The organism is [Clostridium] symbiosum ATCC 14940 (assembly GCF_000466485.1).
GTDB lineage: Bacteria > Bacillota > Clostridia > Lachnospirales > Lachnospiraceae > Otoolea > Otoolea symbiosa.
This window is the reverse complement of sequence record NZ_KE992865.1, coordinates 1-13,439: the sequence shown is the minus strand read 5'-3', so window position 1 is coordinate 13,439 and position 13,439 is coordinate 1. Positions and strand designations below refer to the sequence as shown.

At 47.1% G+C, this 13,439-nt stretch carries 11 protein-coding genes; all 11 read right to left on the bottom strand.

Going from position 1 to position 13,439, the window contains the following annotated elements:
* Positions 1 to 105 precede the first annotated feature (105 nt).
* Positions 106 to 1,515 (bottom strand): alanine/glycine:cation symporter family protein, encoded by a 1,410-nt coding sequence (locus CLOSYM_RS07610; protein ID WP_009296239.1) that lies wholly within the window; start codon positions 1,513 to 1,515, stop codon positions 106 to 108.
* Between the two features lie 137 nt (positions 1,516 to 1,652).
* Positions 1,653 to 2,771 carry an ethanolamine utilization protein EutH gene (locus CLOSYM_RS07605; RefSeq protein ID WP_081697057.1) on the bottom strand — a complete coding sequence of 373 codons (1,119 nt, stop codon included), beginning with the start codon at positions 2,769 to 2,771 and terminating at the stop codon, positions 1,653 to 1,655.
* 140 nt (positions 2,772 to 2,911) lie between these two features.
* Positions 2,912 to 4,150 carry a MerR family transcriptional regulator gene (locus CLOSYM_RS07600; protein ID WP_021641659.1) on the bottom strand — a complete coding sequence of 413 codons (1,239 nt, stop codon included), beginning with the start codon at positions 4,148 to 4,150 and terminating at the stop codon, positions 2,912 to 2,914.
* Positions 4,147 to 5,316 carry an exonuclease SbcCD subunit D gene (locus CLOSYM_RS07595; protein WP_021641658.1) on the bottom strand — a complete coding sequence of 390 codons (1,170 nt, stop codon included), beginning with the start codon at positions 5,314 to 5,316 and terminating at the stop codon, positions 4,147 to 4,149. The genes CLOSYM_RS07600 and CLOSYM_RS07595 overlap by 4 nt, the downstream gene beginning before the upstream one ends.
* Before the next feature lie 27 nt (positions 5,317 to 5,343).
* Positions 5,344 to 5,811 (bottom strand): hypothetical protein, encoded by a 468-nt coding sequence (locus CLOSYM_RS07590; protein WP_242828653.1) that lies wholly within the window; start codon positions 5,809 to 5,811, stop codon positions 5,344 to 5,346.
* Between the two features lie 89 nt (positions 5,812 to 5,900).
* Positions 5,901 to 6,227, bottom strand: a complete 327-nt coding sequence (locus tag CLOSYM_RS07585) for a cupin domain-containing protein (RefSeq protein ID WP_003498548.1) — start codon at positions 6,225 to 6,227, stop codon at positions 5,901 to 5,903.
* 83 nt (positions 6,228 to 6,310) lie between these two features.
* Positions 6,311 to 7,561 carry a uracil permease gene (gene uraA / locus CLOSYM_RS07580; RefSeq protein ID WP_021641656.1) on the bottom strand — a complete coding sequence of 417 codons (1,251 nt, stop codon included), beginning with the start codon at positions 7,559 to 7,561 and terminating at the stop codon, positions 6,311 to 6,313.
* Positions 7,562 to 7,871: 310 nt separating this feature from the next.
* Positions 7,872 to 9,731 (bottom strand): RsiV family protein, encoded by a 1,860-nt coding sequence (locus CLOSYM_RS07575; protein WP_242828652.1) that lies wholly within the window; start codon positions 9,729 to 9,731, stop codon positions 7,872 to 7,874.
* 290 nt (positions 9,732 to 10,021) lie between these two features.
* Positions 10,022 to 11,425, bottom strand: coding sequence for an alanine/glycine:cation symporter family protein (locus CLOSYM_RS07570; RefSeq protein WP_044902245.1), 1,404 nt, complete (start codon positions 11,423 to 11,425; stop codon positions 10,022 to 10,024).
* Positions 11,426 to 11,511: 86 nt separating this feature from the next.
* On the bottom strand, positions 11,512 to 12,435 hold the full coding sequence (gene glsA, locus CLOSYM_RS07565; protein ID WP_021641653.1) for a glutaminase A: 924 nt from the start codon (positions 12,433 to 12,435) through the stop codon (positions 11,512 to 11,514).
* 324 nt (positions 12,436 to 12,759) lie between these two features.
* A partial coding sequence (locus CLOSYM_RS07560) for a transposase (protein ID WP_021641652.1) occupies positions 12,760 to 13,439 on the bottom strand: 680 nt, incomplete at its 5' end.

The window sequence follows — 13,439 nt, the reverse complement described above, 5'->3', positions numbered from 1 at the left end:
ATATGGGATACGCTCCCAATCTCATCCCTGTAATCATAATTACATGTGATGCCTATCAATGGTTTCATGTTTCTTCCTCCATTTGTTAATATTTTTTCTGTTCGTCTATTCGTGATGGCTGCTTCTTATGTCCTTCTCTTCCATTTCAACCCAAGGCTGCCATTTTTGTGTCTCCCATTTTTCTGTATCCGAGAAATATTCTTCCGTCAGCTTCCTGACTTCCCCATGACAGAGGTAAACACCAATCATATTAAAGAATATAATCAGGAAGGAGCCGAAATCCACGTAATTAATCAGGGCGCTGATTCCAACCATGCCTCCGATAAACATCAGTCCGAGGTAAACGTATTTTCCCCATGTTCCAGCCTTTTCCCCGAAAATTTTCACCAGCTGATCACATCCGAATAATGTCTGCGCCACCGCTGTGGTAAAGCAGAATAATGTCAGGGAAAGAGAGACAATAAATCCGCCTGCCACAGGACCGAGCGCTTTCTGGAATCCTGCAATGGTGAGCGTGGATACTGATGCGTCCGTCTGCCACACGCCGGTTGTCAGAATCACCAGACATGTAACGCTGCATACGACAATTGTATCAAAGAATACCTCAAAGATTCCCCACATTCCCTGCTGAACCGGATGGTTCACATCTGCTGCCGCATGGGTAATTGTGGTAACTCCGGTACCCGAATCATTCGAATAGACACCGCGGCACACGCCCCATCTGATGCACATGGCAAGCGTCGCGCCTCCGAAACCTCCGACAGCGGCACGGCCTGTAAATGCATACTGGAAAATAGACGCAAATGCTGCCGGAAGTTCTTTTGCATTTAATACAATGACGACAAGGCCGGCCGCCATATATATCACGCTCATGACCGGCACGATTTTTTCCGTAAAGCTCAAAAGCCTTGTAAGACCTCCAAGTACAATCAGGGCCGCTGCAATAATCAGCACGGCTGTCGATACGATACGCGGAATGTGAATTGTCTCAACGGTATCAACCACGGAGCCGATCTGGGCAGAAGCTGCAAGGAACAGGCAGAAAGCACAGCTGATAGCATAGGCAAATCCAATCCACTTCCACCCTGTCGCCTTCGGAAGATAATACTGAGGGCCTCCAAACCATTTTCCCTCTTTATCCCGCTGACGGTATTTCATACCGAGAACTACCTCGCTATATTTAATTACACAGGCAAAAAGGCCTGTCAGCCACAGCCAGAACACGCCGCCCGGGCCGCCGTAGCCTATGGCGATTGCCGTTCCCACGATATTTCCGGCCCCAAGCGTCGATGCGAGCGCTCCCGTCACCGCCTTATAGCCTGAAATTTTGTTGCCGTCGCTGTTTATTTCTCCGCCTTTAAACGCTTTTACAATTGTGTTCTTAAGTACAAATCCCAGCTTTGTAAACTGTATAAACTTGTAACGGAAGGACAAAAAGATGCCTCCACCCACCAGCCAGATTAACATTGGATATCCCCACACCCAATTTGTAAACGTTAAGATAGGATTGCTCATGTTACTTCCTCCTTTGTCTGCTTGACTTTTTCATTTACTTTTACCATTCCCGGGATTCAGTAATTGTATGTCTTAACGCTATCATGTTGGGACAGCTCCATGTCAACTAGTATTTTTCTGTAATTTTTTCGAAAACTTTACATTCGGCTCCTGTTTTTTACAATTTCTTTTCGTTTGGACGGAAAAAGAGGAGCAGACTCAAAGATTTCCGCCAGAATCAGTCCGACTATGCCTGCGGTCAGTTTTCCAGCCGCCAGTGGGATTACGGCATCAGGACATACGGCCGAAACATAGCCCATATGATCTCCGAATACGGCAAGAGCAGGAACGGCAAAGGCCATCGCCACCACTTTGCCCCGGTCATCCATTTCGCTTATCAGGTCAAACATTGGAAGAGGATTGGCAAGGGAGGCAAGGATTCCGGCCACTGAGGCATCGCTGATGTCCAGTATCTTCCCCACGCGGCGCAGCACTGGGGACATGCACCTGCTGAGTACACGGATAAACGGATATGCTCCGGCCAGCGTCACTCCGATCAGCCCGATTATTTTCAACTGCTCCCCCAAAGGATCCATTCCGGGCAGCAGCGTAATCCCAAGCGCCTCCTCCAACGACGCCAGCGTCAGGGAAAGTATGCAGATGCATTTCAGTATATCCCCGAATGTTTTAAAGCCGGCCAGTGTCGGTTCGGGAAAAACAGTCAAAATAACGGCCAGTGCCGCGGCTATGGCAATAACCGGCACCGAATTGGTCAAAATCATCCGTCCGGGCAGCCCGGCAGTCAAAGCCCCCGTAATAAGCCCAAAGGGAATCGCAATAATTCCCAGAACCACCCCCTTTGAAACCGGTCTCCGATCTTCATCACGGCACATACTCAAGGCCACCGGGATTGTAAAAATAACGGTAGAACCCATCATGGCGCTCAGAAGTACACCGGAAAGAATCTGCACCTGACTGTTATCCGTCATAGCCACGGCCAGCGGATAGCCTCCCATATCGACCGAAAACAGGATTCCGGACAGCATAGCCGGGTCCGCCCCGATTTTCAGGAAAACAGGGGCGGCCAGGGGTGTAAGAATTTTTCCGGCCACCGGGGCAATACACATGATTCCCGCCATTGCCATTGTCAGTGAGCCGGTCGAATTGAATCCCTTATCAAATTCCGCCGCCAGCCCCAGTCTTCCTTTCAGCAGCGCCTTGTCTGCCGCTCCGGCAATAAAAAAAACCATCATAACCGCTGTCAGTATTCTTCCCATATGCATCTCCTCTTTCTATCTGTTCTTTCGCATTTTCCCATCCTACAACCTGCAGTCTGCTGAATGTCAATCCCCATAACCAGATAAAAAAAGCAAAAAAGTGGAGTAAACTCCACTTTTTAAAGATTCAGCATAACAATTCAGCCCTCTTTTTCAGCCTCAAAATAATAAATCGTCAGCGGTTCTCCGTCAAGATGACAGGTATACATATGGTGATCCTCTGTCTTCATAATCTGTCCCACCTTTGCAGCAGACATCCGGTAGCCGCATTTCTTATAATCTTCCTCCAGAAATTCCTTGTTAATCCGCCTTTCATTCCCTTCCGGATACCGCTCAAGCAGCAGGCGTCTGCTCTTCGCTTCCTTCTCCAGGCTTTGAATCCCCCCTACAACCAGGCTGTCGGGTTTCATCAGGTGAAGGATATCTTCTAATTGCGTATTCTTGTGATAAAGAGAATATTCCATCTCTCCATAAAAGCTCAGAAATAAGTCGATGCAGCCGTCCTGAAGAGGAAACCGTTCTGAAGCATCCGCGATATAGAGGATATCCAGCCCCTGAAACAGCTGTTCGAACAGCTCCTTATACATGGCAAGGACTTCATAATATTTGTCAACGATAATATAGGTACAGTTCCTGGGCAATTGATGGATATTATTGTATGTAAAGAAGAAACCATTGACATTCGCTTCCATTATTACCTTTCCGTTCCAGTCACCTCTGTCAATCCGTTCTATTATGGCATCACTGCATTTTTGCACATAGATTTCCCAGTCCTCTCCTATATCATGGTATAGTTTCCGGCGCAAATCAGGCCGGTCATGACTTCCTTCATATATATTTTCCGTCCTGACTATACCGTTCTCGATTGTCGCATGGTAGCCGCAGGGACAACTGAGTATTCCCTCATAAATATACTTGTAGTTAATTTCCGCATTTTCAATGTGCAGATGCTGTCTGCAATTGGGACATACCAGGAGCGGAATCGTACCGACAGGCACACCCGTACGTTCGTTCTTAGCGGCATTCTTCCTCTTATTAAAATTCTCAATCTCGTCCTCAATCAGATGAATGCTGTTTCCGAGCATTTTGAGTTCGCCGGTGAGACACTCTTTTTTATCCTCCAACAGTTTCACACACTCATCGATTGTGGCAGGCTCAATCATATTGGACATCCGTCTCAGATAGAGAAATGCCCGGATCTCTTTTATATTGAAGCGCATCCCCTTGAGCTTCTGGATGTAGTTAAAATCCGCATACTCCCTCTCTTCAAAGCTCATCTGGCTGCCCTGCATCTTCGGTATCAACAGCCCGATATTGACATAATAGCGGACCGTATCCTTTGTGACATTGCAGACTCTGGCAAACTCCCCTATCTTCATCTGCCCACCTCCCCGTCCTTTGCCTCTTCAATCACCTTGTACATCATTTCCCTCTGTTCCTTTGTCATCGGACAATGACGGACCGCCTCGTAGAACAGGCCGAATGCCTCAAACGGATCGGGAACCTCTATCTTTTCCCCGTCTTCCCGCAGCTTTCTTCTGGTTCTTTCATTGTCAATGCGTATTTCCAGAATATGGTCGTACATCTCCTCAAGCTGTTCCTTCCGATCGAACACCTCCGCCTCATCCGTCAAGGTAATGCTGAGATAATCATGGCAGTTATCTGAATCGGCCATAGCCAGGACTTCCGTCAGGGTTCCCCGCAGTCTTCTCACGTCAGGAACACATTCCAAAGGCAGACTCTCTATTTTTACCACTCCTTTTTCTTCCATGGTAACAACGGTGACTGCTTTCCGGTGGCGTTCCTCGCTGACCGAATACTTATACGGGGTTCCGCTGTAGCGGACATCCTCCCTGCCCACCTTCTGAGGACCATGCAGATGCCCCAGTGCGGCATAATCAAAGTCCGCCAGTGCAGATACGTCAATTTGATCCAGACCGCCCAAAGTCAGTATCGCAGACTCCGAATCGCAAAGCGACGGCCCCTTGTCCCCCGAGGTAAAAAATTGATGGGCCAGAATGACGTTCCGCTCCCCGCCGTTTATCTCTTCCCTGCTGAGAACAGCGCGAAAGGCGCTGTCATAGCCGGTAACAGCCCCTTCCTCAAATAGATGGCGCACATAACCCGGTTTGATAAAGGGAAATAAATAAAAATTAATTTTTCCCCATCTGTCCTCAAATGTCACCTTCTTAAGCCTGTCCTCCGGAGACGACGGCGGTAAAGCCGATATGTAAATCTGATGGCGCTCTAAAAAAGAAGAGGCATAGGACAGCCTCTCCGGTGAATCATGGTTACCTGCTATAATCAGAACCGGTATGGACGGCCGGATGGAGGACAGCCGGATTAAAAATGAATCAAACACCGTATAGGAATCGGCGGACGGCACCGATTTATCATAGATGTCGCCGCAGATGAGCACCGCGTCCGGTTTCTCGGACTGCGCATACGCTATAATCCGGGACAGCGCATTCTCCTGGCTGTCCCTCAGGCTGTATCCGTTCATCTGCCTGCCGATATGTAAATCTGAGATATGAAAGAATTTCATCCCATGCCTCCTTTTACCTCTGAATAATCAATCTGCAGTCTCCCCTTCAGACTGCCCGGTTCCGTTTCTCAGGGAATCACCGCTCATGCTCCCCGTTGTCTCCGGTACCTTGCGGCCGGATGAATATACTTCAAGCTGTATCACACAGTCCGTTTCCTCCTGGCCGTAATATACCGGAATTCGATATGTCCCAGGTGTATTAAAATCACATTCGCTCAGATCATAGCTGAATTTAGCCGGATCGAGTTTTTCGTCGGGGAAGAATTTGGCGGCGTTTAATGCCGGTTCCGCCCCTACCGTCGCTTTCGCATAAAGCGTTATCTCCGAATTTTTATTAAAAAGTACGGCTTCGGCGCCGGTCCGTGTCTTTACTGTCATCACCAGCAGTCCCACCAGCACGATGCCTCCGAACAGAGTGATCTGAAACTTTCTGCCGCCGGCATTTTCTCTTATCCCTCCGTTTTTCTCTCTCAGGCCCCCTGACTTCCTTCTCATCTCCGTCCCCTTTTCTTCCGATAAATCAGGCCGCTGTACCTGAATGTGCAGCGGCCCGCCTTGCAGAAAGCTTAACCGCTTTCCCAGTATCAATCGTAAATAATCAACGCCATGAATACCAGATCCGTATCCCCGTTGTTCGCCATCCCATGGCTGAAACCGCTTGGGGTAAAAGTCCTGTCTCCGGGTACTACCGTACGGATTGTACCATTGTCATTGTATTCGCCCTCACCTCTGATAATGTAATAGGTCTCGCTGTTGCCCACATGTTCATGATAACCAAGGGAACATCCGGGGGCAATGGTCACTTCCGAGAACATCTTTCCCTTTCCGTTCATCTCCTCTTCATTCAGAATATATTTAACTGAGATTTCACCTTTTCCGCCGCTGGCATTCTTCCTGATTACTGATTCCATCCCGATCTTCCTCCTGTTTATTTCCTGTTTAATTCTCCTTTGATTATTATACTTGTTATTGCCGATCTTTTCAATGGGAATCCCTATTCATTCGTCAGCTTAAACCGTTCCAATAGATGGAAAATAAGGCTTAAAATCATTCCGACCACACAGGCCAGGACCATTCCCGTCATCTGGATATTACCGATGCTGACCTTGATTCCGGAAAGACCCGTCACAAATATGACGGAGGTCAGCGCCAGATTCCTGGAATTGCCGTAATCCACTTTGGAATCCACCAGGATGCGAAGGCCCGAAGTGCCAATCATACCGTAGAGCAAAAAGGAAATCCCGCCGATGACCGGGCCCGGGATCGTGCTGATTAAAGTGGACAGTTTGCCGATAAAAGAGCATACGATGGAAAGAACGGCCGCGCCCGCAATAACGCGCACGCTGTAAACTCTCGTAACCGCCATGACGCCGATATTCTCACCATAGGTGGTAGTCGGAACAGAGCCGATACATCCGGACAGCATCGTAGAGAAGTTATCTCCGAATAAAGAGCGGTGGAGTCCAGGATCCTTTAAAAGATCGCGGCCCACTATCTTGCTGGTCACTACCTGATGGCCGATATGCTCAGATGTAATGACAAGAATGACCGGCAGGATAATCATGATCGCCTCCGGATTAAATTTGGGAGAAGAAAAATTGGGAATGGCAAATATAGGCGCATTCACAACCTGTGTGAAATCCACCAGTCCGCAGATAATAGCAGCCACATATCCCAAAATAACCGCAATCAGAATCGGTATAACAGACAAAAATCCCCTGAACAGGATGGAACCGAATACGGCCACGCCTAACGTTACAAGGAATACAATCATATTTTTAGGATCGACTGCTTCATCGAGAAGACCGGCATTGCCTGCGGCCGTCCCCGACAGTTCGAGTCCAATCAGGGCCACTACCGGCCCCATGGCAGCAGGGGGAAGTACGATATTAATCCACTCCGAACCAAACTTATAAATGATAAAAGCGAGAATGCAGCCGCAGAATCCGACTACGACGAAACCGCCCAGCGCATAGGCGTAACCAAATTTTTCGATAACAATTCCCGCCGGTGCGAGAAATGCAAAGCTGGAACCCAGATAAGCAGGAGCCTTCCCCTTAGTTACAAGAATGAACAACAGTGTTCCTACACCATTCATAAATAAAACAATTGCCGGATTGATACCGAACAGAAACGGTACCAGCACCGAAGCACCGAACATGGCAAACATGTGCTGAATACTGAGGGGAACCAACAGATTAAACGGAACCTTTTCCTCAACTTGGATAATGCGATGACTTTCCATTTCTACCTCCCATTTTCTTTTGGATATTCCACTGCAGGAAAATAGCGCAGGAAGAAACCTGTAGCACGATACTTCGGCCACCGTATCCTCCTGCGCTTATTCTGCAAGTTTCTTCTACATATTATGCCATAGACTGGAATATTCGTAAAGAATTTTTTTACGTCAGTTATTCCGCATTCGCTGGTTTTCGTAACAGTTCAGACAGGTCTGCGCACTGACTGCGCTGACCGTGCGAAAATGTAGTGGCGGCGGGCATCCGGCAACAGTTATGCTGTCTGAATTATCATAGGTTTTCAGGAATGAGATTCATTTAGCTTTCTGTTTTTATTTCAATCTTCATATCTAAATCGCCATACGGAATTGTCACTTCCGGAAAGCCTTCCGCATAAGGCGCTATCTCATAGGGAGTGTAATAAAATACCAAGCCTTCGGGCGTCAGGTAAAATTTTGAATCATAGCTCACGTCATCTGCAACCGTATGTTCCAAATCCTCAGGCGCTTCGAATGCAAAGTTTGTTTTTTCAGCCAGTTCACGGAATGCCTTGCTGACAATCTTTTGCAGCTCCTCGACAGGATTGCCGACGATATCGCTGAGCGTTAACTGCTTTCCTGTTTCCCGGTCAAAGACAAAGTAATCTCTGAACGGATTGCCGTGTGCCCCGCCGGAATACTCGTATCCGTCCGCCTCTACACAGACATAACGCGCATCGAGATAATTAATCCCGGCGATTTCGTATGTCAGGGTTGTGGTCCGGAAGTCGGAACTGTGAACCCACGCTTCATCCAGATAGGAAACCATGTCGTCACCTGATTTAAGAAGCGCCTGCTGCCGCTCCTCCATAACTTTATTCATCGCACGGATCTCATCGCCGTCACCATCGAATACAAGCTTCTCCACATACATCTCCAGCGCTGTCTTGTCGCCGCAGGAACACGGCAGTTCTTTCTTTTCCGCCTCCACGTGTCCCAGCTTATTAATCGGCGACTGATAGAGAGCCGGTTTAATCAGTGTCTTCTCTCCGCCATCGTTTGCATTGAGCAATGTCTTGCCGATGTAAACCCCGTAATCCTTTATCTCCTGACAGTAGACGGCATCCCCTGTCACAAAAAAGTTGCCGGTATCGTCATACATATTCAGTGTTCCCGGCTCTGTCATGATAGCCGCCGCCTTTGAAACTTCCCCGGTCGCCACCTCGGCTTTATAGAACTGCGTTCCCTCACTGACAGTCTGATAAGCTTTATTCGTCCTGAAATAGAGATACCCGTCCCTGTACTGGATTAACTGCGGGTTATCCGGTGATTCAAACAGCATTGTCTTCTCAAGAGTCTTTGAGTCGTACCGGTAACACTGTGTATTGCCGTTTCCGTCCTGGAATAACACAAAGAAAAATCCCTTATCAAACAGAACGGAGGAGGTATTTGTGACCTCCGGAACTTCTCTTGCACCGCTGCCGTCCTCATTGGCAATTACAAGGCATTTGTCATTCTGTACCGGCATATATCCGTAATGCTCCACCATATAGGGCAGGACTCCCCTGTAAAGCTCCTTGCAGCCGTCCGGTATCCGTCCGAATATACTTTTCTCCACCGGAAGCTCTTCGCCCAGGCTTCCGTCCTCCTTCAGAGTAAATGTCTGATTCAGATTATACCCGCTTACGTATAGAACATCCCGGGAAGCATAAATTCCCGATGCCTGATTGACTAAATCAGTCAGATGTGTCTCCTCTCCAGTCTCCAAATCCAGCCGGTAAAGGGCGTACATCCTCGCCGAATCCTCTCCCTTTGCGGAATTTATGTCATAATAAAGACCTCCCCTGTAAACCCAAAAGGAACCATTCAACTCCCCTTCGGCAAATTCTTTAATCTGTTCCAGCTTATCGGTCTCTTTATCCAGACTCCATATGCCTCCACGGTATTTGAAAAACAGATGGCTTCCCGATTCCACCATCGTATCCGCACTTCCGATTGCCGTCAGTGTATCTTCTTTTAAATCCGCCAAGTCTGACTCTGTCTTTGCGCCGCTTTCTCCCTGGACGGTCGCAGCCGTCGCATCTACCTCAGCCTGACGGCTGCAGCCTGTCGCCGCCAGAGGCATAAAAACGGCAAAAGCTGTGACTGCCGCCGCTGCCGTATATGTTTTAATATTCCGTTTTATTTCTAGTCTTCTCACAATGCTCACCTCTATTTTATTATTTCATCTTTTAACCAGTTTAACTTTTTTTATACCGCTTGTCAAAGAGTGTGCATAATATTAAAGGAAGTGTAAGAATTTTTCGTTACTGTTCACACGGTTATGTCCCGCGAGGTGTTTTCGTGTGTTTTCTGCGCGAAAATCCCGAGTTACACGGCGCGAAACTGCGTTTTATGCAGTTTCTGTGCATTCCAGCAAAGAAGGCAAAAAGGATGTATCAAATGCCTGACAATGCAAAACGGCATTTGATACATCCTTTTGATTATGTCTTATTTCCAGAAATCGGTATCATCTTCGAGATTGATATCCGCTGCCTTAAATACCGGATTCTTTCCTGCTTTTTTCTGTTTAATGTAGTCGTCCATACAGAGAATCGCCGGTTTCGCGAGAAGAATAATAACCGGAAGGTTGATTATCGCCATCAGACCCATCAGAACATCGGCCGTATCCCAGGCTACGCTGAATTCCATCGTAGCGCCGAAGCAGACAATGACTGCCGCGAGAATACGGAATGCATGTATTAATGTGCTGCCCGGTGTCTTATTGCAGATGTAGCCAAGCCCCATCTCCGCATAGTAGAAGTTGCCGATCAGTGTAGTAAATGCAAAGAGACAAAGGGCCACCGTAATGAAAATTGTGCCGAAGCCTCCCAGGGAATTTGCCACAGCCGCCTGTACGTAGCTCATTCCTGCAATCTCTTTAGACGGTTCAACGCCGGAGCAAAGAAGCATGAAGGCCGTAGCCGTACAGATTACAATCGTATCAATATAAACGGAAAGCATCTGCACAAGCCCCTGTTTTGCCGGATGGGATACGCCGGCTGATGCCGCCGCGTTCGGAGCGGAACCGACACCGGCCTCGTTGGAGAATAATCCTCTCTTGATTCCCTGCATAATGGCGGAACCTGCAAAGCCTCCAAAAATTGCCTTAAAGTCAAATGCGCCCTTTACGATATCTGCAATCATGCCGGGAACAAGGTTGATATGTGTAATGACGATGAACAGTGAAACTGCGATATAAAATACTCCCATCACCGGAACAAGCACGCCGGTAACCTTTGAAATCTGCTTGCCGCCTCCGAAAATACAGATCAGAAAAGCGATTGCCAGAACGCCTCCCACGATTTTTGGCGTCATGGACGCATCGTAAAAGCTGTAAGCCTTGAATGTATCGGCAATATTGAAAGCCGCAACCATATTAAAACCGCCCATGTAGGTAACGATTAAAACAACGGCGAACAGAATGCCGATCCAGCGCTTTTTCAGCACTGCCTGAATATAATAAGCCGGACCTCCGTAAGAGCTTCCGTCGTCCGCCCTCTTTTTATAAATCTGAGCCAGCGTACTTTCCACAAACGCGGAGGCGCTGCCGAGAAGAGCGGTCAGCCACATCCAGAACATGGCTCCCGGACCTCCGATGCAAAGAGCCGTGGAGATTCCGGCAATATTACCGGTACCGACACGCGATGCGGTGGAAACCATCAATGCCTGGAAGGATGAGATGGATTTATCATCATCTTTCGGCTCCTTTACAACCCGGATACTCTCTTTTAAATAACGGAACTGGATAAATTTCGTTTTTACCGTAAAAAAGATTCCTGCCCCCAAAAGCAGAATAATCAGTATGTAACTGTAAAGCCAATTGCTAAGTAATCCAATAATTTCTGCGTACAATATATACACCTTCCCTTTCTTTTTTCAGCTTCAAACCCACCATTCCCGGCTGAACCCGTTTCACCGGATTTTCTCATCTGAAGCAGTTAGATAGATTCTTCGGCAAACATGTGCAGCCGCAGCTTCTCCGACAGATATCTTAACATAGATCCACCCGCAATGCTATTCCCTTTTTGATCCAGCGCCGGACCGTAAATACCAATACCCATCTTTTTTTCGACTACTGAGAGGATTCCTCCTCCGACACCGCTCTTCGACGGAATTCCCACATGAACGGCGAACTCCCCCGAACCGTCGTACATCCCGCAGGTCAGCATAATCGTCTTCACCACCCTGACGACATCCGCATCAAGCAGGCGCTCCCCTGTAACCGGGTGGATGCCTCCTCCGGCCAGAACCATTCCCAGTCCGGCCAGGCTTTTTGCCGTCACTCCCAGAGAACACATCTTCACATAGAGATCAAGGCTTTTCTCCACATCGCTTTCTATAATCCCCTTACTCTCCAGCAAATAGGCAATCGCCCTGTTTCTTGCGCTGTGCGTCATCTCCGACTGGAAAACCTTCTCATCCAGAATGATTTCCGCATCCAGGCATAGCTTCTTGGAAAACTGCAGCATCTCCTCAAAACTGACTACCGGCATCAGGTAACTGGCCACGGCGATTGCGCCTGAATTAATCATCGGGTTATATGGATAGTTGCTGGTAAGATCCAGCTTTACCAGCGAATTGAAAGCATCACCCGACGGCTCCATACCCACTTTTGCGAAAACCTTATCAAAACCGCAGACCTCCAGAGCTGCTGCCAGGGATATCACCTTTGAGATACTCTGGATTGTGAAGCGGACATCGGTATCCCCCGCGCTGAAAACTTCGCCGCCGGCGGTATAGATACAGATTCCCAGATGATTTTTATCCACATTTCCCAGCTCCGGTATATAAGAAGCTGTTTCCCCATGGACAATCTCTTTCCTGCCCTCTTCCATCGCCTGTTCAAGTATTTCCTGAACCATTCTTTTCTCCCCCCTTTCCGGCCGATACCGGTTTGTATTATATATTGATTATAACTCATATAACTTTTTATGTATACTTCCTATTCGATATAACCTTATAACAAACTGATTGAACAATTTTAATTAAGCAAGTGAGGACGCCGCCGGTACGGCCAGCGGACGGGCAATGTCATTAAGATAACAAGACATAATTATCACCCTATTTCTGTTTTTATTAAAAACAAGGATAGGGTGATTCTTTTTTGCGGCACTATGGATTTTTTGAGCAACACAATGAAACAGATGTTTTCATCTGCTTCAAAAAGTTGTATATTATATTTGATGTTAAGCTACTCTGTATAGAAAACTAACTGCTTTCTTGTGATCGACTTTGCGAGGGTCGTGACGTCCAGGACGAACAGGTAAAATTTCTTTACTTATCAATGCTTCTACATCTGGCGGAGATTTCTCCGCCATTTTACTTATAAAATATTTGCATATGTGTATGGCAAATGTATAATTGATTTGATACACGTGCCTGTTCGTACATTTGGTTATAGTAACGTGGGCTGTGATTATCTCACAGAAATTATATAAGATAAGTCTTGCCCATATCTCCTGAGTTATATACTCGCTCTTTTTTGAATGAAAGCTTGTTAATCCAACTGCATACTTCAGTTCTCTGAAAGAAGTCTCGATGCCCCACCTCATTGCATATAGTTTTTTTATTTCTTCGGCATTGAATTCTATAGAGGGAAGATTGGTAATTACACATTCGTAAGTATCTTCGGATATAGGAATTCTCAACACCCTAAACTCTATTTTATAGTAAGGATTTTTCTCCAAATCTATGTAATCAAAACAAGCTTTTTTATGAAAAGATTTATAAATTTCTGGATGATTTACAACCTCGTTTGTACATTTGCGAGTAAGCATAGTTGAAATATTACAGTCAAACTGCTCCGTTGCAGGCAATCTATGTTTTAGACCAGACAATATTCCGCTGCTATTGATATCTTTACATC